This window comes from Bradyrhizobium sp. KB893862 SZCCT0404, from assembly GCF_018130885.1.
In the GTDB taxonomy this organism is placed as follows: domain Bacteria; phylum Pseudomonadota; class Alphaproteobacteria; order Rhizobiales; family Xanthobacteraceae; genus Bradyrhizobium; species Bradyrhizobium stylosanthis.
In genome coordinates this window covers 38,733-60,119 of the sequence record NZ_JAFCLT010000011.1, presented here as the reverse complement: position 1 = coordinate 60,119, position 21,387 = coordinate 38,733, and the positions used below count along the sequence as shown (strand labels likewise).

The window sequence follows — 21,387 nt, the reverse complement described above, 5'->3', positions numbered from 1 at the left end:
CAGTGCTCCGCACCGCAGGGCTCGCACCTCCAGCGACAACGGCTTCGCCGTTGCGCGGGGATGACGGGTTGGGAATTGCGCCCTCGTGTCGCGCCCCACCCATTGCGCCGCCGTTCATCTTCGTGGTGACAAACTGTTTCACGCTCGCCACACCGGTTCCACTTTCCCGGCCCAATTCGGCCCCGGAAGAGTTCCTAAAATTTCGGTAAGCGGGTCCGAAGGTAAGGATTTCGCAAGCAATGAAAGTTACCAAAAGGTCAATCCAGACTGGAGTATTTGAGCCGTGAGCGAACCAATGTCCGAGCAGGCTGCCCAGGATTCCGGTGTTGTCGATGCCGCAGCGCCGCAGGCCGTAGAGGCTGCCGCCGGTATCGAGGCCCCCTCGATCGCCCCCGACCATGAGACGCTGCCCAAGGCCGATCCGGTGAAGGCGGAGACCCCCAAGGTCGAGCCGCCGCCGATCGTGGTGCCGAAGTTCGACGCCAAGCCCGAAATCAAAGCCGAAGCCAAGCCCGAGCCGAAGCTGGGCAAGCTCATCGTCATGGCTCCGGCCGACCGCGCCTGGGAGCGCGAGGAGTTTGCTCCGCATGCGACGGCGGACGCGCCGCGCGAGACCGGCAGCACGCGTCGCCTGTCCGCGATGGCCGCCGTGGTGGCGATTGCCGCAAGCGTCGGCGCCATCAGCGGCGCGCTGGCGACCGCCGGCATGATGCATTTTGCTGCCCCGGCCGCCGCGCCGGTGCAGGTCGCCGACACCAGCGCGCTCGATGCGTCCGTCGCGCGGATCGATGCGGATCTCGTCGCGCTCAAGGCGAATGTCGAGCATAGCTCCAAGACCGGCCTCAGCCAGTCCAACCGTGCCAATGACCGTCTCGACAAGCTCGAGAAGGCGCAGGCCGAGCCGATGGCCAAGCTGGCAAAACTGTCCGAGACCGTGGACAAGCTTCGCGCCACGCCGCCCGCAGCCCCCGCGCAGGCCGCCGCTGCACCCGCCAGGGAGACCACCGGCTCGATCGCGCCGGCGCAGGTTGCGACCGCGGCTGCCGCACCGGCTCCCGTTCCCGCCGCACCCAAGACCGAGGTCGGACGCCTGCCGACGCTCGAAGGCTGGAGGCTGCGCGACGTCGCCAATGGCGGCGCGTTGATCGAAGGCCGCGACGGCCTCTACGAGGTCTATGCCGGCGATCCCATCCCGGGCGTCGGCCGCGTCGATGCGATCCGTCGCCAGGACGGCCGCTGGGTGGTCGTCACCAGCAAGGGCCTGATCGTCGCGCGCTGAGCTGTCGATATTCGACTTTTGAAGAGGCGCTTCACCACCATGTGAGGCGCCTTTTTACTTGAATAGGTGTCCTTGCGCGGTGTTACCTCAGGCATGAGCCGCGCGTTGCGAATTCTCCTTGCTGCCGTCGTGTTGTTGGCCGGCACTGTCTCGCTTGTCGCAGCGGAGAGTGCGCCGCTGACGCGCGGCACCGCAATCACCGATCCCGCTCTCCTGCGCAGGCTCGACGAGCAGGATACGCTGACGATCTCGCGCCTGCTCTGGCCGGAGCGCAACGCGAACTTTCCGCTGACGACCGATCTGCTGTTCTCCTCGTTGCCGCAGCTCAAGCAGATTCCGCCCGCGATCGACGCGGAGTTCGAGCGCTACGTCGCGCAGCAAAAAGCGGCTTGGCCGACCGAGACCATCGGCGTCGGCGAAGGCTTTGACGTGCAGCTGTTCGATCGCGCCAACCTGAAATCCCCCGACACGCGCTTCGTGCTGGCCGGGATCGTCAACCGCATGGACCGCGCCTACGTCTCGGAGGAATCCTGCGGCGAGATCCGGCTGATCTACCGTCTGGCGCGCTTCGAGGCCAAGCCCGACGGCAGCAGGACCGGAACGCGCCTGCCGATGACGTTCAACCTGGTGCTGAAGGCACGCGATGCACGCCAGATGGATGCGAACGGCAAGCCGGTCACCTGCGCCGAGGTCGCGCGGCGCTGGCTCGACAACGGCGACTGGCAGGGATTGATCGGCGGCGGCGTCCATCCCACCGATGCGATGCTCGACCGCATCGAGACCAACATCCAGATCTCGATCGCGCCGAAATCGGCGCTGCACGATTTCCGCTCCGACTACCTGCTCAAGGTGTTCAAGTACGATCCCGCGACGAAGACCTTCGAGGAATCGACGCTGGAGAACCAGATCGACCGTGACCGCATCCTCGCCGATGATGATCTCCGGCGCGACTTCAAGGCGTGGCTGCTGGCGCCGGAAAACCTTCGCGAGTTCGATCGCGGCACGGTGCTGATCCCCGAGAAATTTCTGGCCAGGGCTGCGGTCGTGCCGACGCCTGCGGGCCTCGATGCTTCGGCGATGCAGCCGGAGTTCGGCATGATGCAGGGGGAAGGAAAAGGGGAGGGCAAGGACAGCCCGGTCTTCACCGACAACGACGTTGTCGGTGCGCTGAAGCAGGCCGCAGCGCGTGGCGAGTTGCAGAACATCCGCTCGGTCGCGGGCTTCCAGCGCCGCCTCAACGACGTGACCTGCGCCGGCTGCCACCAGACCCGCGGCATCGGCGGCTTCCATTTCCCGGGCGTCGACTGGCTGGCGGACAAGCCGTCGAATTCCACCATCGTGCCGGCCTCGCCGCATTTTATCGGCGACCAACTCCGTCGCCGCGACATCCTGACCGCATTCGCCGCCGGCAAACAGCCTGATTTCTCACGCGGATTTGCCAGCCGGCCGCAGACCCGCGGCAGCGCCGAGCTCGCCGGCACCGAGTATCAGGACGGCTGGGGCGCACATTGTTCCCTGGAAAATGCGGGATCGGGAACGCGGGACAAGAGTTTTACGTCATGGAGCTGTGCTACAGGCTTGACCTGTCAGGCTGCCGCGGCCTCGCGCCGCATCGGCATGTGCTTCATCAAGACGCGTTAGCGTGTGATCCGGAAAGTTTTCCGGAGAGATCACGCGCAAGATAACACCCGATTGCGATTTGGATGACCCATGACGGACACCAGCGAAGCCGACAAGGAGCGCAATCGCGAGATCGCGCGCAATGAGGAAGCCAAGCAGATTACCGGCAGCGTCCGCGTCAGCACCTGGGCGGTCGCGGTGGTCGTCATCGTCGGCGGGATTTTGTTCACGCTGGGCTGGCTGGCACTGAGGTAGCTGCGCTTCTCTTCGTCATGCCCGGGATTGTCCCGGGCATCCACGTTCTCGTCCCCGCGCTCAAGGTCGTGGATGGCCGGGACACAGGCGAGCGGAAGCGACGCCGTCCTTCGGACGGCTAAGCCCGGCCATGACGGCGTCGAAGGATCGGCGCAAAAGCCCTCACTTCGCGTAATTCGTCATCCGCTTGCCCGGCAGCAATTCATAGGCCGGCTTCCAGCCGGGCAGCGCCGCCATGCGGCCGAGCCAGGCATGGATCGCGGGATGGCTCGCGGCGAAATCGAAGCCGTGCTCGTCGCTCGGATAGTGCAGATAGGCCATCATCGAGATGTCGGCGACGGTCGGCCTCGCGCCGATCGCGAAGGCGTTGTGCTGGAGATGCCCGTCGAGAATGCCGAGGAAGTCGTCGAGCCGGCGGCGGAAATGCTTCAGCACCTGCGGATCGTTCTTCTCGGTGAAGGCGCGCATGAAGCGATAGGTCGCCATGTAGCCGGTGAGCTTGTGGTTGTCCCAGAACAGCCAGCGCAGCAGCTCGAACTTTTCCGCCTCGGTCTCCGCACCGAAGCGGCCATATTGCTCGGCGAGCTTCAAGAGGAGCGGCGCGGTCTGCGTCATCTTCACGCCGTCGACCTCGAGCACCGGAATCTCGCCCATCTCGTTGACGGCCGCGCGCCATTCCGCGGTGCGCGTGACGCCGCCGCCGAAGTCGGTCCACACCGGCTCGAACGTCTCGCCGCAAAGCGTGAGCATCAGCGCCAGCTTGTAGCTGTTGCCGGATTCGGGGAAGTAGTGCAGGCGGTAGCTGGGCATGGGACCTCGCGGCGACGGACGATGTTGTTGCGGAAACTACATCGTCCCGCATCGTCATTGCGAGCGCAGCGAAGCAATCCAGCAATGCATCCGCGGAAGCGGGCGAGCTGTCTCTCCAACGTCGTCCCGGGGCGCGCATAGCGCGAGCCCGGGACCCATAACCACAGGCAGTCGTCGTTGCGGATGATGGTCACCGCGAGTCGTCGCCAAACCACTCCCTGTGGTTATGGATCCCGGATCTGCGCTTCGCTTGTCCGGGACGACGGCGGAGATTGAGGGCCAGCGCCGGCCCTTACCCCACCGCCCCCTTCGACCGCAGCTCCCTGATCGCCTTCTCGTCGTATCCCGCCCCGCGCAAAATTTCGTCACTGTGCTCGCCGATTGCGGGCGGCTTGCGCGGCTGGACCTTTTTGGCGCCGTCGATCCAGATCGGGCTGGAGATGGTGAGCATGGTGTCGTTCTCGAACGGCACCAGCACCTCGTTGTCGAGCATCTGCTTGTCGTTCGGGATGTCGTCCATAATGCCGACGATGCCGAACACCAGGCCGTTGCCGTCGAGGATCTTGCGCCATTCGGCGAGATCCCTGGTCGCGAAGGTCTCGTCGAAGATCTTGATCAGCTCGACCGAACGGGCGTGGCGATCGGCCTTGGTGGCGAAGCGGGGATCGTTGATCAGGTCTTCGCGTCCGAGGCACTTGGCGAGCGTCGGAAACTGTTTCTCCTCGCTGAGCAACGACAGGATCAGCCAGCGGCCGTCCTTGCACTGGTAGTGATTGGCGACCGCGTTCAGCGCGCGCTCGCGGGGGCGCCGCTCGGCGAATTTGGCGCCGCAGAGCTTGGCCTGCGCCAGCACACTCGCCGCCCATATGCCGTTCGCCATCAGATTGGAAGCGACGTGCGATCCCTTGCCGGTCTTCTCGCGCTGATAGAGCGCGGTGACGATGGCGCCGTAGAACGCCATGGCGCAGGGATGGTCGCCCATGCCGGCGACCGAGCGGGCCGGCGTGGTGTGGGTGTCGGCGCGGACGAGGTCCATCAGGCCGGATCGGGCCCAATAGGCGTTGCTGTCGAAGCCGGGCTTGTTGGCCTCCTCGCCCTTTTCGCCATAGCCGGTGAACGAGGCGTAGATCAGCCGGTCGTTGAGATGGGCGAGGTGGTCATAGGTGATGCCGAGCTTGGTGCGCACCGGCGGCGGCATGTTGGTGATGAAGACGTCGGCCTCTTCCACCAGCTTGTACAGCACGGCCTGCGCCTCGGGCCTGGCGAGGTCGAGCGCGATGCTCTTCTTGTTGCGGGCTTCCAGCAGCCACGCGTAATTGTGCTCACTGCTCGGATAGCCTGGAATGTTGGGCAGATTGCGGTAGGGGTCGCCGGCACCGGGCGGCTCGATCTTGATGACGTCGGCGCCGAAATCCGACAGCACGGTCGCGGCCGCGGGCGCTGCGATGAAGCTCGCGCAGTCCAGAACCTTCAGCCCCGCAAAAATGCCCTTGTCCATCGCGGCGTTGCTCCCTCGCTCTTGTTGTTTCCCGCGCGCTGGAATGTTCTGCGCGGAACATCGTGGGGAGCATTAGACCGATGTTTTGCCGGGATGCAACGGCGCCCGGCGCAGGGCGGTAATCCGTCATCCTGAGGTGCGAGGCATGGGGCGCAACGCGGCCCATGCAGAGCCTCGAAGGATGCGCGGCCCGGCTGCATCTCGGCCGTCGCCCTTCGAGGGCCGCTTCGCGGCCACCTCAGGGTGACGGTACGGAGAGCGATGTCGGCCGCTCACTCCTCCCCCGCCAGCAGCGCGGCATTCCCCCCGGCCGCCGCCGTGTTGATCGTCACGGTCTGCTCGGTGGCAAACCGCGCGAGGTAGTGCGGGCCGCCGGCCTTGGGACCGGTTCCCGACAGGCCGTTGCCGCCGAACGGCTGCACCCCGACCACGGCGCCGATCATGTTGCGGTTGACATAGATGTTCCCGACCTGGACGCGGTCGATGATGGCCTCGATGGTGTCGTCGATGCGGGAATGAACGCCGAGCGTCAGTCCGTAGCCGGTGCGCTCGATCGCCTGCAGCACGCGCTCGAGAGTCTCGGCGCGATAGCGCACCACGTGCAGGATCGGGCCGAACACCTCCTCGGTGAGCTGGTTGGCGTCCCTGAGCTCGAAGATGTGCGGGGCGACGAAACAGCCTTCCGGCGCGGCGCCGTCAAAGTGCAGCCGCGCCTCGCGCTTCATCCGCGCGACATGCGCATCGAGGCGTTGCTTGGCCTCGACATCGATCACCGGCCCGACATGGGTTGCGACGTCTGCGGGATCGCCGATCTTCAATTCACGCGCCGCGCCCGCGATCATCTCGATCATGCGGTCGGCGACGTCCTCCTGCACGAACAACAGCCGCAGCGCCGAGCAGCGCTGGCCGGCGGAGCGGAACGCCGAGGTCACGACATCGTCGGCGACCTGCTCGGGCAGCGCGGTCGCATCCGCGATCATGGCGTTGATGCCGCCGGTCTCCGCGATCAGCGGCACGATCGGCCCGTCCTTGGCGGCCAGTGTCCGGTTGATGCTTCGGGCGACCTCGGTCGAGCCGGTGAACACGACGCCAGCGATATCCCGGTGCGCGGTCAGCACCGCACCGATGCGGCCATCGCCGGTGACGAGGTGCAGCGCGCTTTTGGGGATGCCGGCCTCGTGCAGCAGGGCGACCGCCTCGCGCGCGATGCGCGGCGTCTGCTCGGCCGGTTTCGCCACCACGCTGTTGCCCGCCATCAGCGCCGCCGTGACCTGGCCGAGGAAGATCGCCAGCGGAAAATTCCACGGCGAGATCGCGACGAAGACGCCGCGTCCGCGCATCGCAAGCGCGTTGCTCTCCCCGGTCGGTCCCGGCATGGCGAGCTCGGTGCCGAACAGCTTTCGGCCCTGCGCGGCATAGTAGCGGCAGAAATCGGCGGCCTCGCGCAGCTCCGAGAGCGCATCGTCGAGTGTCTTGCCGCCCTCGGCTTGCAGCAGCGCGATGAAATGCGCGCCGCGGCTCTCCAGGAGATGCGCGGCCTGCTCCAGCGCCGCCGCGCGCGTGCCGGCTTGCGTCCGGCTCCAGGCGGCAAAGCCGGCGCGGCCTGCTGCCACCGCCGCATTGGCCTGCTCCGGCGTGGCATCAGCGATCGGCTTGAGGTCGATCGCCTCGGCCTTGACGTCCGTCAGCAATTGGTCGAGCGCGGCACGTGCGCCGAACTCCACGCCGCGCGAATTGCGCCGCTCCGGCGCGAACAAATCGCCGGGCAAAGGGATTTTTGGATGCGCCGCTGCCTGCGGCCGGACGATGGCATCCGCCGGACGCTGCAACAGTGCCGGGACCGGCACGCGATAGTCTGCGGCCTGCGCTACGAAAGACGAGTTGGCGCCGTTCTCCAGCAACCTCCGCACCAGATAGGCCAGCAAATCGCGATGGCTGCCGACAGGCGCATAGGTGCGGTAGGCGATGTCAGGGTGGTCCTTGGCGAGCTGCTCGTAGAGCGCTTCGCCCATACCGTGCAGGCGCTGGAATTCGAAGCCGCCGCTGCCAGCCGCAAGCTCCAGCACGGTCGCGACCGTCAGCGCGTTGTGGGTGGCGAATTGCGGGAAGATGCGCGGCCGCAAGGCCAGGAGCTTCGCCGCGCAGGCGACGTAGTTCAGATCCGTCATCGCCTTGCGCGTGAACACGGGATAGCCGTCGAGCCCGCGCTCCTGCGCGCGCTTGATCTCGGTGTCCCAATAGGCGCCCTTGACGAGGCGCACCATCAGCTTGCGGTCATGCGCGCGCGCGAGCGCATCGACGTAATCGATCACCGCGCTGGCGCGCTTCTGATAGGCCTGGATCGCAAGGCCAAACCCGTCCCAGCCTTTGAGCGAGGGATCGGCTAGCGTCGCGGCGATCACGTCGAGCGACAGCTCCAGCCGGTCGGCCTCCTCGGCGTCGACGGTGAAGTTGAGGTCGTGGGCCTTGGCGCGTTGCGCGAGGTCCAGCAGCAGCGGCACCAGCTCGGCCATCACGCGGTCGCGGCTGACCGCTTCGAAGCGCGGATGCAGCGCCGAGAGCTTTACGGAAATGCCGGGCCGGTCGGGCAGGGGGCGATCGCCGGCCGCTTTGCCGATCGTCTCGATCGCGCTGGCATAGGCGTCGAAATAGCGCCTGGCGTCCGCTGCCGTGCGCGCGCCTTCGCCGAGCATGTCGAAGGAATAGCGCGGCTTCTGGCCGGAGCGCGGCCGGCCCCGCTCCAGCGCCTGCTCGATGGTCTCGCCCAGCACGAAATGATTGCCCATCAGCCGCATCGCCTGGCGCGTCGCGGTGCGCACCGCGGGCGCGCCGAGCCGCTTCACCAGGCGGCCGATGGTGCCGTCGGGCGTCTCGCCGGGCTGGATGACCCGCGCGGAGAGGCCGAGCGCCCAGGCCGAGGCGTTGACCAGGAACGCCGTGGACTTGGTCTCGTGGTGGATGAAGTCGCCCTCGCCGAGCTTGTCCTCGATGAACTGGTCGGCGGTGCGGGCATCAGGCACGCGCAGCAGCGCCTCGGCCAGCACCATCAGCGCGAGGCCTTCCTTGGTCGAGAGCGCGAACTCGCGCAGCATGTCCTCGACCCCGCCGAGCCGGTCGTCGCGCTTGCGGATCGCCTCGATCAGCCGCGTCGCGGTGCGGTCGATCCGCGCCTCCTGCGGCGGGGCCAGATGCGAGGCCGGCAGCAGCCGCGCGGCGATCTCGGCATCGTCAGGCGCGTAGGGAGCGGTGAAGGGCGGCGGGATGTCTGGCATGGCGTGTCCTGTTGCTGAAACTCAGGATAAGACCCGCGTGACCGTAGTTCGATAGACAAGATAGCTATTTTGCCTTAGAAAACGAAGAAGAATAGCAAAATGACCGTGCAAAATATGGAACTTGACCGAACTGACCGGAAAATCCTCTCGATTTTGCAGGAAGATGGCAGAATCGCCAATGTCGAGCTCGCCGAACGCATCGGCCTGTCGCCGACCTCGATCGGCGAGCGGCTGAAGCGTCTGCAGCGGGAGGGCTTCGTCGAGGGCTACGGCGCCAGGCTCAATCCGCACCGGCTCGGCCTCGGCTTGCTCGTGTTCGTCGAGGTGCTGCTCGACAAGACCACGCCCGACAATTTCGAGCGCTTTGCGCGCGCGGTGAAACTCGCACCCGAGGTGCTCGAGTGTCACATGGTTGCAGGCGGTTTCGACTATCTGGTGAAGGCGCGGCTGGCGGACATGACCGCGTATCGGCGCTTCCTCGGCGAGACCCTGCTGTCGATGCCGGGTGTGCGCGAGACGCGGACCTATGCGGTGATGGAGGAGATCAAGCGCGACGCACCGTTGCCGGTAGGCTAGGGAAGTGCCGTCGCGATTGTCGTTGCTGGAGGCGTTGAATCAGCGGCCTTCGCGGGAAAAATAGCTATCCTTGCGCAATCGCAACGCCTGTCGTCGAATGCACTGGCCGTCTTCTAAATTTTCTTGGCCTCGCTCCCGGAACTGATCCGGGAGGCAGCGAAACGCTGACGGGCTTATACTTTGAGGTTTTCTGCGGAGGTCTTGCCCCGGTTTGCGATCTCTTCGTACTCAACCGTCTGTCCCTCGTTGAGGGTCGACAGACCGGCCTTCTGCACCGCCGAGATATGCACGAACACATCCTTGCCGCCCGACGCAGGCTGGATAAATCCATAACCCTTCGTCGGGTTGAACCACTTGACCGTACCTTTAGCCATCACGACTTCTCCGCGGGTCTTCCTCCAAGATCTCGAACCGCCAGTCCCCGCCAACCGGCCGGTTCGGTCCTAACAGGATACGCGGAATGTGGCGGGCTTGGTAGCTCAAACCACATCCGCCTTTCGCCGAATTCCGCTCAACTTCGCGGCGTTTTTGCCGGATTTGCCCGTTTCCCGGTCAAACCGCCCAAGCGCCGCGCGTCGTCAGTCAATAGGTCGCGGTCAGGTAATCGACGATCTTGCCGACATCGGCATCGTCGATCGGTGCGCCATAGACCTTGATCATCTTGGTGACCTCGGCCTGCCAGAAACCCTTCTTGTCCTTCATCGGCGGCTGCGTGGCGACGTAGTCGGACGAGTGGCAGGCGCTGCAATTGCCCTGCACAACCTCGAGATTGGGGCCGGGCTTGAAGGCGGTGACCTCGTCCGGGGTCTTGTAGTTGACCGGTGCTGCAAGTGCCGAACCCGCCAATGCGGCGAGGACGAACGTGACGGCGAGGGGAACGGTGCGCTGCATGATCATTCTCCCTCAGGCCACGCTGACGCGGACGGTTTCGACGACGTTGCGCAAATAACCCGCGGGGTTCCAGCGCGGCGTGTCCGGCTGGGTCTCGCCGCCATTGCCTGTCGCACGGACCTTGAGCTCCCACGAGCCGGCCGCGAGCTTCACCGGCAGCTTCCATTCGCGGAAGGCGTATTTGCCGAGATCCTTGCCGAGCTTCGCGTTCGTCCAGGTCTTGCCGCCGTCGGTGGAGACCTGGACCTCCTTGATGCCCTTGCCGCCGTCGAAAGCGATGCCGCGCAGCGTCGTCGATCCCGCCTTCAGCTTGGCGCCGTCAGGCACGCTGGTGATGAATGAGCGGATGGTGAAGCGGTTGATCGGGATGGTCGCCTTCGGCGCGGTGCCGGGCTCGACCGCATTGTTCGGGGTATCGGGGATGCGATAGGCCGACTTCATCCAGAAGCCGTCATAGACGCTGTCGATGACGGTGATCTCGTTGAGGTGCTTGAGCCAGTAGGTGCCGTAATAGCCGGGCACGACCAGGCGCAGCGGAAAGCCGTTGAGGAACGGCAGATCCTCGCCGTTCATGCCATAGGCCAGCATCACCTCGCCGTCGGTGGCGTGATCGATATCCAGCGCCTTGACGAAGTCGGGCGTCTTGTCGCTGACCGGACCGTCCATGCCGCCGAACGTGACCTGCTTGGCACCGGCCTGCACGCCCGCCATTTCGAGCACGGCCTTGAGCGGCACGCCGCGCCAGCGTGCGCAGCCCATCGCGCCGTTGGCGAGCTGGCCCCCGGCGACACGCGGCTCGGAAAAGCCGCGGCTGTTGCCGGAGCACTGGTTGACGGCGACGATCTCCGTCGCCTTCATCTTCCTGATGTCCTTCAGCGACAGTTTCAGCGGCTTGTCGACCTTGCCCTTGACCTCCAGCGTGAACTTGTCCGGGTCGAGATTGTAGGGCAGGTCGGACAGGTGATAGCGCACGAAGAAGGCGTTGTTCGGCGTGATCGGCCCGTCGTTGAACACCGCGAACGGCGTCTCGAGCTGCGGCGGCCGGCTGGTGAGCCCGATCATCGGCCGCTTCTGTGGATATTTCACCAGCGGCCGTTCGCCATTGGCGAAGGGCAGGGTGACGGTGTCGAGCGCCAGCGCCTTGGTGGAATTCAGTGCAGCCGCCATGGCGGCAAGTCCCGCTCCTTTGAGCAGGTCGCGTCGATCGAACATTCTGGTCTCCTCCCGGAGCTTTTCGTTGGACCTGCGGTCATCACCGCGATCCTGCGTCCATCTGTCTCAACCATCTGGTTGAAGTCAATTCGTGCTTTCGCAGCAGGTCCATGCCGCTGCGTCGCAGCAAGCCGGTGTTACGCTTGTAACGAGTTTGAGCCGAGATATAGCCGCAGCTGCGGTGCACCTCTCCCGCTTGCGGGAGAGGTCGGCGCGCAGCGCCGGGTGAGGGCTTTCTCCTCTAGGGGACTGCCCCGTTGCGGAGACACCCTCTCCCCGACCCTCTCCCGCAAGCGGGAGAGGGAGCACACCGTCTACGCCGCAACGCGCTCGCCGCGATCGACCAGCGCCGCCAGCTCCCTGGCGTCGGCGACCACCCGCACTGCCATCGGCTCGTCGCGGCCGCGGATCGCGACCTCCTGCTGCGGCAAGGCCTCGTCGGCGATGCCGGCCGTGCGGCGCACCTCCTCCGAGACGATCGCCTCGCAGGCGAGCGTCTTGGTCATGTCCTGCAGGCGGGCGGCGACGTTGACGGCATCGCCCAGGGCCGTGAAGACGATGTGATCGCGGTAGCCGATGTCGCCGATGATGACCTCGCCACCGTGGATGCCGATGCCGAAGCGGATCGGCTGGCGCAGATCGTGGCTGAGCAGCTCGTTCAACTCGTCGATGTTCGCGGCGAGCTTGCCGGCAGCCCGCAGCGCCTGCCGGCAGGCCTCCCGCGGATCGGCCGACAGGCCGAACAGTGCCAGCATGCCGTCGCCGACGAACTGGTTGGGCTGGCCGCCGTGCTCGATCACGGCCTGCGAGACCGCGCCGAGGAAGCGGTTGACGATGAACACGGTGTCGAACGGCAGCCGCTTCTCGGCGAGCTGCGTCGAGCCGCGCATGTCCACGAACAGGCTGACGAGATAGCGCTCCTGGCCGATGCGCGCCGGCGTCGAGGCCTGCCCGTCCGCCGCATGCGTGTGGGGCGTGAACAGCTGGAAGAAGGAGAGGTCGGTGTCCGGCCGCAGCTGGCAGGCGAGCCGGATCGAGGGATCGGCGGTGCCGACGCGGGCCAGCACGAAAGCCTCGCGCTGCGACGGCTCGGGCAGGGTGCCATGGTCGCCGATGATGCGGATGCGGCAGGTCGAGCAGCGCGCCCGGCCGCCGCAGACGCTGGCATGCGGCACGTTGTGGCGCAGGCTCGCCTCCAGCACGGAGAGGCCCTTGGGCACGCGCACCGTCTTGCCGTTGCCGTAGGACAGCGCGATCATGCCGCCGCGCCGCTCGCGCAAGGCGCGCACGCCGCGTGCGGCGAGCGCGAGGCCAAGCAGTCCGAAATAGCCGATGGTGAGGGCGCTGCTGATGCGGTCGAGACTATTGGCCTCGGCGACCGAGCCGAGCTGGCGGCGCGTGAGGTTGTGCGTGCGCCATTCGCCGTCGTCGGCCTCGATCTCGATGCTGCGGCCGCCCTGGTACACGCCGAGCAGCGACAGCGTCGGGATCAGCACCGCGGCCGCGAGCAGATAGGGCGCCGCGCGCTTGAAGAACGGCTTCAGGCGAAGCCAGAAATAGATGCCGATGCAGCCGTGCACCCAGGCGATCAGGAGCAGGGTCGTCATCGTCCAGATCCGTCCGGGCGAGCCGATGAAGAACAGGTAGAGCTCCTGCGGATAGAGCTTCTGATGTCCGTACAGCGTCTGGCCCAGCCGCACGCCGATCACATGCGCCATGACGAGGGCCGGAATGCTCAGCCCCAGCACGAGCTGCAGCGGTTCGATGGTCTTCCAGCGGAACTGCCGGCGCTGATACAGCGCGTAGATGCCGAGCCCCATATGCGTGAGCGCGGCCGTGTAGAACACGATCGCCACGGGCAGGAACTGCCAGAACAGCATATGGTAGTAGACGCCGGCCTCCATGGCATCGACCGAGATGTTGCCGAGCGCATGGTTCAGGAAATGGCTGACCACATAGGAAAACAGGATGACGCCGCAGATGAGCCGCACCTGCCGCGCGCTGGTGGCACGGACGAGTTCGGGCATATGGACGGGAGCGGTGGCCATGATTCGGTTGTATCAGTTCATCAACAAGAACAGCCAGCCTAGCGCTTAATTCCCCCCACGGACAGTTTGCCCGATCACATGCGCGGCAAGGTTACCAAATCGTAGGGTGGGCAAAGGTGCGCACTAGCGCGCCATGCCCACCAACTCTCTCCGCCGTCGTCCCGGACAAGCGGAGCGCAGATCCGGGACCCATAACCCCAGGGAGATGTTTGGGGCAGGCTGGTCACAACGAGTCATCGCCAAACTCCTTCCTGGGCCTATGGGTCCTGGGCTCGCGACTGCGTCGCGCCCCGGGACGACACGGAAACATGGCGCAATACCCCTACATTGACTCCCCCTCCCAAGTCGGGGAAAAGCGCGGCCGTGACGATCGCTCCCGACATCTCCGCGAAGCCAGACGGCGCCGGACGCCGGCTCATCCTGATGGCCGTTGTCGTCATCGCCGCGATGACGCTGCTTCGCATCGTCTATGCGTCCGCGCTCGAGCTGCGCACCGACGAGGCCTATTACTGGACCTGGTCGAAGGAGGGAGCGCTGAGCTTCCTCGATCATCCTCCCGGCATCGCCTGGCTGATCCGTTTCGGAACCGCGATCTTCGGCGACACCACGCTCGGCGTGCGCTTCGGCGGCATCGTCGCGATGCTGGTGACGCAGCTGCTGCTCGCCGACATCGTCCGCCGCCTCACGCACGACGTACGCGCGATCGTGTTCGCCGTGCTGATGCCCGAGGCCGCGCTCTATTACGGCCTGCTGATGGCCAAGGTCGCGCCCGACGTCGCCATGATCCCGTTCGCGGTGGCGATGATATGGTCGCTGGTGCAGCTCGCGCAGGGCGGCGATGGCCGCTGGTGGCTCGCCGCCGGCCTGTTCGGCGGGCTCGCGATGCTGTCGAAGTTCACCGTGATCCTGTTCGCACCGGCGCTCGCCGCTTTTCTGCTGGTGCCGGACTGGCGCATGCGCTGGCTGCGCAGCCCTTACCCCTATCTCGCCGTGTTGGTTGCGCTCGCGGTGTTCTCGCCGGTGCTGATCTGGAACGTGCAGCACGACTGGGCTTCAATTCGCTTCCAGGGCGTGCGCGCCACCACCAATTACGGCATCTCGCTGCGGACGGTCGGCGACTATATCGGCCTGCAATTCGGCCTCGTCGGCTTCGTCATGCTGCCGGTGGTTCTGTCGGGCCTCGCGATGACCGCATGGCGCGGCTATCGCACGCGCGAGCCGGTTGCGATCCTGCTGTCCACCGCGGTGCTGGTGCCGTTCCTCTATTTCCTCGTGAAGTCGCTGACGCTCCGGGTCGGTGACACCTGGCCGATGTTCATGTGGCCGGTGGGCTTTGCGGCGACGGCCGTGAACTTCGTCGTGCTCTCGCGTGACGGCCGCTCGGCGCGATTGATCCGGTCGAGCCTGTTCTGGATCAAGACGGCGATCGCCTCGGGCATTGCTTTCGTCGTGATCGTGTTCCTCTATTACGTCGCGGCGCCCTTTAATCTGCTCGGCAAGATCGATCCGATCGGCGCCGAGGCCGGCTACGAGCAGGTCGCAGCGCGCGTGCAGGCGGCGCTCGACGAGACCGGTGCAACCTGGATCGCCACCACGGACTACCGCACCTACGCCATGATGCGCTGGCTGTTCCGGGGCCGCGTACCCGTCGTCGAGATCAACGAGCGCGGCCGCTTCCAGGATTTCGCCGATCCCGGCATGGACAAGATCAAGGGCCACGCCGGCATCTATGTCGGCCGCGAGCCGGACAACCGCGCGCCGGTGTGGGCGTCGATCCCCGCCACGCGCGAGCAGCTCGGTCAGGTCGAACGCCGCTGGCGCGGCGTCCTGACGGATACTTATGCGATCGAGAAGCTCACGGGCTGGACCCCCGAGCTATCGCCGCCGAAGGACTCGCCGCTGTTCCAGTGGCGCGTGCTGGCGGGGGAGTTTGAAAAGCGAGAGCTCGGATAGGGCGGCAGGCTCCTCTTCCCTTCTCCCCTTGCGGGAGAAGGTGGCGCGAAGCGCCGGATGAGGGGTCTCCATCCACACGGCTAAAGCAATATACGCGGAGACATACCCCTCACCCGTCTCGCCGCTTTGCGGCGAGCCACCCTCTCCCGCAAGGGGAGAGGGTGCAGCGAGCGTGCGGCGCGAAGGATTACTCCTCGTCGTCCTTCTTCCGCAGCAGATCCGTCGCAAGGTCCGACAGTTTCGGCGGCGGCAGGGCGGCGAACGGCAGCGGCCGCGTGACGTCGATCGCGGCCAATCCGAGCCGCGCCGTCAGCAGCCCGTTCAGCACGCCTTCGCCCAGCCGCTGCGACAGTTTTGCCGCGATGCCGTGGCCGAGCATCTGCTGCACCAGGCTGTCGCTCGCGGCCATGCCGCCGGTGATGGCGAGATGGGCGATGACATGACGCAGCAGGCGGATCATGCCGAGCGCGCCGGGACGCCCGTCATAGAGGTAGGCGAGCTGGCGGATCAGCCGCAGCGCAGCCACGAACACGAACAGCACGTCGATCGCCGCGCGCGGTGAGACCGCCGTCACGATCGAGACTTTCTGCGCAGCCGACGACACCAGCCGCCGCGCCTCCGCATCCAGCGGCGACATCAGCTCGCGCTCGGCGAGGCGGATCATGTCGGCGCCGTCGATGATCTCGCCGGCATGGCTTTCCAGCGTGGCGCGGGCGCGCGCAAGTTGCGGATTCTGGTGCGCGATCTTCAGGAGATCCTGCACGATGACGCGGCTCTCCTTGCGGTCGTCGCTGGCAAGCACGGCGGCTGCCCGCGCATGCAGCTTCTCGATGGTCGCAAGGCGCGCCAGCCCGAACGCCTCGCGCCCGATCACGACCGCAAGCGCCAGCGCGGTGACGAAGGCGAAGGCGGAGCCGACGAAGCCGAGCGTTTCGCTGCGCGCGAACAGATCCTCGATCAGATGCACGACACCAAGCCCGGTGCCGAGCAGCGTCAACCCGGCAAGGCCGGACCAGAACAGCGTGCCCCAGGGAAAACCGCGCCGCGCCGGTAGCGCGGCCTCGATCGGCACCGGCAGCGCCTGAGGATCGTGCTCCGGCGTGATCTGGATGGTCGCGCGGGCGAGCCGGCTGGTCTCGTCGGCCTCGGTGACGACGACGCCGGGGTCATCGAGCCGGAACGTCGCCGGCCGCCGCGGCTGGGATCGGTCGTTCATGCGAGCTTGTCTCCGATCAGGAACTGCAAGGCACGGTCGAGGCGGATATGTGGCAGTGCCGGTTCGCCGTCACCCTCGTGTTCGAGCCTGGGCGGACGGAAGCGCAGGAAGCGGAAATCGCTCTTCTCGGCGGCTTGCGTCGACAATCCGCGGAATGCATCCGTGCCCTTGAACAGCGGCTCGGGATCAACAGGCAGATCGCCCGGAAAGGTTGCCACTTCCGTATTGCCGTCGAAGAACTCGCCATTGGCGCTTTCGCCGGCGGCCGGTGTTCCCAGGATCGACGGCAGTTTGTCGCGGCCATGCGCGACTTGTGCCTCGCGTGTCGCGCGCACGGCGGCGAGTGCGACGACGTCGATCTGCGCGCCGGTGTCTTCCGCGCGCGCCACGGCTCTCGTCACCGCGCGGCGCAGCACGGCCTCGAGCCGGTCGTGACTGGAGTGGTGAAGATGGTCCGCCTTGGTCGCCGCGAACAGGATGCGGTCGATGCGCGGCCGGAACAGGTTGGAGAGGATCGTGCTGCGGCCGATGTTGAAACAGTCGAGAATGCCGGCGAGCGCGGCTTCGAGATCGTGCAGCGCCTCGGGGCCGGAGTTGAACGCGGCGAGCGCGTCGGCCAGCACGATCTGCCGATCGAGCCGCGCAAAATGATCGCGGAAGAACGGCCGCACCACGACGTCCTTGTAGGCCTCGAAGCGCCGCACCATCATCGCCCACAGCGATCCCTCCGGCGCCTGCGCCCCTGCGGGCACGTCGAGCGGCGCGAAGGTCAGCGCCGGCGTATCGGCGAGATTGCCCGGCATCAGGAAGCGCCCGGGCGGCAGCAGGCTCATCGCGAACCGCTCGTCGCGGCAGGCCCGCAAATAACTGGTGAAGAGCTTTGCGGCGGTGAGCGTCGCCTGCTCGTCCTCGCGCGCGTCGGGCTTGAGGGTTGCAAGATGCGCGTGCCATTCGCCCGCCAGATGCGCGCGCGGCGCCTCGCGCGACAGCGCCAGGCTTTCGGCCGACCATTGCTCGTAGCTCTTGTGCAGCAGCGGCAGGTCGAGCAGCCATTCGCCGGGATAGTCGACGATGTCGAGCGTCAGGGTGCGGTCGGCGCCGTTCTGGCGCTGGTAGTCGATGACGAGGCGCAGCTCGCTGATATCGACGGTCGAGTTCGGCCAGCGCCGTTCCTCGACCAGTGCGCGCAGATGGTTCTCATAGGCAAAACGCGGCACGGCATCGTCCGGCTGCGGCGCCAGATGCGCCCGCGCGATCCGGCCCGAGGCATAGGCCTCGAACACCGGAAACCGGCCGCCGCGCGTCAGCCCATGGATCAGCGCGGTGATGAACACGGTCTTACCGGCGCGCGACAGTCCGGTGACGCCAAGGCGCACCGTCGGATTGAAGAAGTGCTCGCCATAATCGATCAGCGCCCGGGCCGACAACCGGGCCTCCTCGACCATGTCCTGGAAACTGAATGCCATATGAACGTGAGGGGGCTCGGGCGAGGGGTACGCAAAACGGACTAGTCACAAAAGTGGCAACTGCCTGAAGAAAATCAAGCTTTCATACTTCCACCGCCTTTGTCGGCAAATCAGCCGTTTGAACGACGCGCCGGTCCCGAAACACCCATACAAGAGGCCATTGCCTCAGCCCGTGTTGGATTGCCATGACCGTGTTCCAGTTGAAACAGTTCGCATCGTCCTCCGTCCACGCCGCCGCCGACGTGATCGGCTGGGATTACGACCGTGCCGAGCTGATCGCCGACGGCGTCATCCACGCGGTCGGTGTGCTCTCGGGCATCATTGCCGCCACCGTGCTGGTGGTGCTGACCGCGGTCCATGCCGACGCCACCGACATCGTCGGCGTCTCGATCTACGTCGCCGGGCTGCTGTCGATGCTGGTGCTGTCGGCGACCTATAATCTCTGGCCGGTCTCGCCGGCCAAATGGCTGCTGCGGCGGTTCGATCACTCGGCGATCTATCTGTTGATCGCCGCGACCTACACCCCGTTCATCCTGGAGGTGAAGGACAGTGCGTTCGCGCTGGTGCTGCTCGCCGGCGTCTGGTGCGTCGCCATATCGGGTATCGTGCTGAAGCTGTTCTATCCCGGCCGGTTCGACCGCGTTTCGGTCGGCATCTATCTGGCGATGGGCTGGAGCGGAGTGATGCTCTATGGCCCCGTGGTCAGGGCGCTGCCGGCGCTGGTGTTGGGCTTCATTCTTGCGGGCGGCCTGCTCTACAGCTTTGGCGTGATCTTCCACGCCTGGCGGCGGCTGCGCTTCCAGAATGCGATCTGGCATGGCTTTGTCTTGGCCGGTGCGGCGTGCCATTATACCGCGGTGCTCGACCTCGTGTTGAGCTGAGAGGACCCGCGACGCGGAACAAGCGGCGCGGTACAACAGCGGTATAAGACAAGAGGAGACGTCGCATGCAGGTGACCGGCAAGGTCGTGGTCGTCACGGGCGGCGCAAACGGCATCGGCAAGGCGCTGTGCGAAGCCTTTCACAAGGCGGGTGCCGCCAAGGTCGTCGTCGCGGACATGGATGCCGCCAACGCGCGGGCGGTTGCTGCCACCGTCGATGGCGCAGCGTTCAAATGCGACGTGGCGCAGGAAAAGGACATCTCGCACGTCATCGAGGAGACCGAGCGGCAGTTCGGGCCGATCGCCTTGTTCTGCTCCAATGCCGGCATCGGCGGCGGCTTCGATCCGATGTCGGTCAATGCCGGCGGCGCTTCCGACGAGCCCTGGCAGCGCAGCTGGGCGATCCACGTCATGGCCCATGTCTACGCGGCACGGCACCTGATCCCCCGCATGAAGACGCGTGGCGGCGGCTATTTCCTCAACACCATCTCGGCCGCCGGCCTGTTGTCGCAGGTCGGCAGCCCGGCCTATTCGACGACCAAGCACGCCGCGGTCGGCTTTGCCGAGAACCTCGCGATCTCGCACAAGGCTGACAATATCAAGGTCTCGATCCTCTGCCCGCAGGGCGTCGACACCAACATGCTGCGCTCGATCCCCAAGGGCCCGCAATCCGGCGACGGCGACCTCACGCCCGAGCAGGTCGCGAAAGACGTGCTCGCCGGCCTCGATCAGGAAACCTTCCTGATCCTGCCGCACCCGCAGGTGCTCGGCTACATGCGCAAGAAGACCGAGAACTACGACCGCTGGATCGGCGGTATGGCCAAGATCCAGGCCAAGATGCGGGAGGAGTTCGGGAAGTGACCGTCAGGTCATCCCGGGGCACGCTCGCGCCAAATATTCGGTGTCGTCCCGGCCTAGTGCGCAATTGCGCACGGGGGCCGGGACCCATAACCACAGCGAGAAGTCCGTAGGATGGGTAGAGCGAAGCGAAACCCATCGCTGCTTGCACGGGCTTAAGGTGATGGGTTTCGCTTCGCTCTACCCATCCTACGATGACTGCGATCTCGGCGGCGACATCACGCCGCCGCCCCATCCTCCACCCGGCTCGCCCGCAGCGCCCGCGCATAGAGCATCATCCCCTCGCGCACCTTGCGCTGCTCGGCCTCCGTCAGCGCCGCGAGCGCGCCGCGCACCTGCTGCCGGCCGAACGCATGCAGCGCCTCCAGCGTGCGCCGGCCCTTCGCCGTCAGTGACAACAGCTTGCTGCGCGCATCCTGCTCGTCCGGCGTCTCCCTGAGCTCTCCGCAGTCGATCAGCTTGCGCACCAGGCGGCTGACGCTGGATTTCTCCAGGCGCAGGAAATCGCTGATGTCGCCCGATGTCATGGGGCCGCGGATGCCGATCTCCAGAATGGTGTGCACGGCCGAGGGCGGATAGTCCGAGGCTGCCACCGTCGCATCCATGAAGCCGAGCTCGCGCACCATCAGCCGCGAGGCGGCGCGGATGTCGTCGATCAGCGAAAGCTCGGCCATCTTGACTCCCGGCGTATAGTTGTATCATACAACTATATGCGTGCAACGGCGCGCGCAAGCGTTTTGGAGCAGGTCATGAACGGAATTCTGCCGACCGGCGAGCGAATGGGAGGCAAGGTCTGCCTCGTCACGGGCGGCGGCAGCGGCATCGGTCGCGCCACGGCGTTGCGGATGGCGTCGGAGGGCGCCGAGGCGGTCATCGTCGCGGGCCGGCGCGAAGCCGAAATCGAGGCGACCGCTGCGGCTTGCCGCGAGCTAGGTGCGGCCGCGATCGCGCTCAAGACCGACATCACGCGCGAGGACGAGGTCGCACGGCTCGTCGGCACCGCCGTCGAGCGCTGCGGCCGGCTCGACGTCGCCTTCAACAATGCCGGCTTCCAGGAGCGCCGTGCGCCGCTGGAAGAGCAGGGCACCGACATCTACGACAGCGTGTTCGACACCAATGTCCGCGCGCTGTTCCTGTGCCTGCGGCATCAATTGCCTGTCATGATCGCGAAAGGCAGCGGCAGCATCGTCGTCAACGCTTCCGTCAGCGGCATGCGCAATCCCAATCCCGGCTTCTCGCTCTATTCGGCCTCGAAAGCCGCTGCGATCTCGCTGACCCGGTCGGCCGCGATGGAGAACGCCCCGCGCGGCATCCGCATCAATGCCGTCGCGCCGGGCCGCGTCGTCACCGACATGATGCTGCGCGCCGGCGTCGGCGACATCGCGACCGTGAGCGCCGGCCTGCCGCTGCGGCGGATGGGCAGCCCGGAAGAGGTGGCGGAAGCCGTGGTGTGGCTGTCGTCGGACGCGTCATCGTATGTGGTCGGGCACGTGCTGGCGGCGGACGGGGGATTCCTGGCGTCGTAGCTTCGTAGCCCGGATGGAGCGCAGCGC

18 protein-coding genes are annotated in these 21,387 nt (G+C 66.2%); 8 read left to right on the top strand and 10 right to left on the bottom strand.

Annotated elements, in window-relative coordinates:
* Positions 1-295: 295 nt before the first annotated feature.
* The 3 genes from JQ617_RS33350 (at position 296) to JQ617_RS33340 (ending at position 3,154) form a co-directional block, all read left to right on the top strand.
* Positions 296-1,279, top strand: coding sequence for a hypothetical protein (locus JQ617_RS33350; RefSeq protein ID WP_212030181.1), 984 nt, complete (start codon positions 296-298; stop codon positions 1,277-1,279).
* 93 nt (positions 1,280-1,372) lie between these two features.
* The gene (locus tag JQ617_RS33345) at positions 1,373-2,920 is read left to right on the top strand and encodes a hypothetical protein (RefSeq protein ID WP_212030076.1); all 1,548 of its coding nucleotides are present in this window, start codon (positions 1,373-1,375) and stop codon (positions 2,918-2,920) included.
* Between the two features lie 69 nt (positions 2,921-2,989).
* A complete protein-coding gene (locus JQ617_RS33340) occupies positions 2,990-3,154 on the top strand; it encodes a hypothetical protein (protein WP_212030075.1) in 165 nt (54 codons plus the stop codon).
* A gap of 162 nt (positions 3,155-3,316) precedes the next feature.
* Here JQ617_RS33340 and JQ617_RS33335 read toward each other — a convergent pair whose 3' ends face one another.
* The 3 genes from JQ617_RS33335 to putA form a co-directional block, all read right to left on the bottom strand.
* Positions 3,317-3,964 (bottom strand): glutathione S-transferase family protein, encoded by a 648-nt coding sequence (locus tag JQ617_RS33335; RefSeq protein WP_212030074.1) that lies wholly within the window; start codon positions 3,962-3,964, stop codon positions 3,317-3,319.
* 292 nt (positions 3,965-4,256) lie between these two features.
* The gene (locus tag JQ617_RS33330; RefSeq protein WP_145669719.1) at positions 4,257-5,462 is read right to left on the bottom strand and encodes a CaiB/BaiF CoA transferase family protein; all 1,206 of its coding nucleotides are present in this window, start codon (positions 5,460-5,462) and stop codon (positions 4,257-4,259) included.
* A 272-nt stretch (positions 5,463-5,734) separates the two neighbouring features.
* Positions 5,735-8,734 (bottom strand): bifunctional proline dehydrogenase/L-glutamate gamma-semialdehyde dehydrogenase PutA, encoded by a 3,000-nt coding sequence (gene putA, locus JQ617_RS33325; RefSeq protein WP_212030073.1) that lies wholly within the window; start codon positions 8,732-8,734, stop codon positions 5,735-5,737.
* 114 nt (positions 8,735-8,848) lie between these two features.
* Here putA and JQ617_RS33320 point away from each other — a divergent pair, with 114 nt between their 5' ends.
* Entirely contained in the window at positions 8,849-9,310 is a 462-nt protein-coding gene (locus JQ617_RS33320) for an Lrp/AsnC ligand binding domain-containing protein (protein WP_025032087.1), read from the top strand.
* 173 nt (positions 9,311-9,483) lie between these two features.
* On the opposite strand, the gene JQ617_RS33315 is transcribed toward JQ617_RS33320, so the two are convergent.
* The 4 genes from JQ617_RS33315 to JQ617_RS33300 all read right to left on the bottom strand — a co-directional run bounded on the left by JQ617_RS33315 (position 9,484) and on the right by JQ617_RS33300 (position 13,461).
* On the bottom strand, positions 9,484-9,684 hold the full coding sequence (locus JQ617_RS33315; RefSeq protein WP_008563500.1) for a cold-shock protein: 201 nt from the start codon (positions 9,682-9,684) through the stop codon (positions 9,484-9,486).
* A gap of 208 nt (positions 9,685-9,892) precedes the next feature.
* The gene (sorB, locus tag JQ617_RS33310; RefSeq protein ID WP_249157748.1) at positions 9,893-10,201 is read right to left on the bottom strand and encodes a SorB family sulfite dehydrogenase c-type cytochrome subunit; all 309 of its coding nucleotides are present in this window, start codon (positions 10,199-10,201) and stop codon (positions 9,893-9,895) included.
* Positions 10,202-10,213: 12 nt separating this feature from the next.
* Positions 10,214-11,413: a SorA family sulfite dehydrogenase catalytic subunit gene (sorA, locus tag JQ617_RS33305; RefSeq protein WP_212030071.1), complete on the bottom strand. Its 1,200-nt coding sequence runs from the start codon at positions 11,411-11,413 to the stop codon at positions 10,214-10,216.
* A 314-nt stretch (positions 11,414-11,727) separates the two neighbouring features.
* Positions 11,728-13,461, bottom strand: a complete 1,734-nt coding sequence (locus JQ617_RS33300) for an adenylate/guanylate cyclase domain-containing protein (protein ID WP_156528375.1) — start codon at positions 13,459-13,461, stop codon at positions 11,728-11,730.
* A 423-nt stretch (positions 13,462-13,884) separates the two neighbouring features.
* Here JQ617_RS33300 and JQ617_RS33295 point away from each other — a divergent pair, with 423 nt between their 5' ends.
* The gene (locus JQ617_RS33295) at positions 13,885-15,414 is read left to right on the top strand and encodes a glycosyltransferase family 39 protein (protein WP_212030180.1); all 1,530 of its coding nucleotides are present in this window, start codon (positions 13,885-13,887) and stop codon (positions 15,412-15,414) included.
* Positions 15,415-15,601: 187 nt separating this feature from the next.
* Here the strand turns inward: JQ617_RS33295 and JQ617_RS33290 are convergent, their stop codons facing one another.
* Entirely contained in the window at positions 15,602-16,630 is a 1,029-nt protein-coding gene (locus JQ617_RS33290; protein WP_212030070.1) for a YcjF family protein, read from the bottom strand.
* Complete coding sequence (locus JQ617_RS33285; RefSeq protein ID WP_212030069.1) at positions 16,627-18,096, bottom strand: YcjX family GTP-binding protein; 1,470 nt, start codon at positions 18,094-18,096, stop codon at positions 16,627-16,629. Before JQ617_RS33285 ends, JQ617_RS33290 begins: the two co-directional genes overlap by 4 nt.
* A gap of 185 nt (positions 18,097-18,281) precedes the next feature.
* Here JQ617_RS33285 and trhA point away from each other — a divergent pair, with 185 nt between their 5' ends.
* Both trhA and JQ617_RS33275 read left to right on the top strand, forming a co-directional pair.
* Positions 18,282-18,977, top strand: a complete 696-nt coding sequence (gene trhA / locus JQ617_RS33280) for a PAQR family membrane homeostasis protein TrhA (RefSeq protein WP_212030068.1) — start codon at positions 18,282-18,284, stop codon at positions 18,975-18,977.
* A 65-nt stretch (positions 18,978-19,042) separates the two neighbouring features.
* A complete protein-coding gene (locus JQ617_RS33275; protein WP_212030067.1) occupies positions 19,043-19,837 on the top strand; it encodes an SDR family oxidoreductase in 795 nt (264 codons plus the stop codon).
* Between the two features lie 215 nt (positions 19,838-20,052).
* On the opposite strand, the gene JQ617_RS33270 is transcribed toward JQ617_RS33275, so the two are convergent.
* Positions 20,053-20,508 carry a MarR family winged helix-turn-helix transcriptional regulator gene (locus tag JQ617_RS33270; protein ID WP_212030066.1) on the bottom strand — a complete coding sequence of 152 codons (456 nt, stop codon included), beginning with the start codon at positions 20,506-20,508 and terminating at the stop codon, positions 20,053-20,055.
* Positions 20,509-20,583: 75 nt separating this feature from the next.
* Here JQ617_RS33270 and JQ617_RS33265 point away from each other — a divergent pair, with 75 nt between their 5' ends.
* Entirely contained in the window at positions 20,584-21,360 is a 777-nt protein-coding gene (locus tag JQ617_RS33265) for an SDR family NAD(P)-dependent oxidoreductase (protein WP_212030065.1), read from the top strand.
* Positions 21,361-21,387 lie beyond the last annotated feature (27 nt).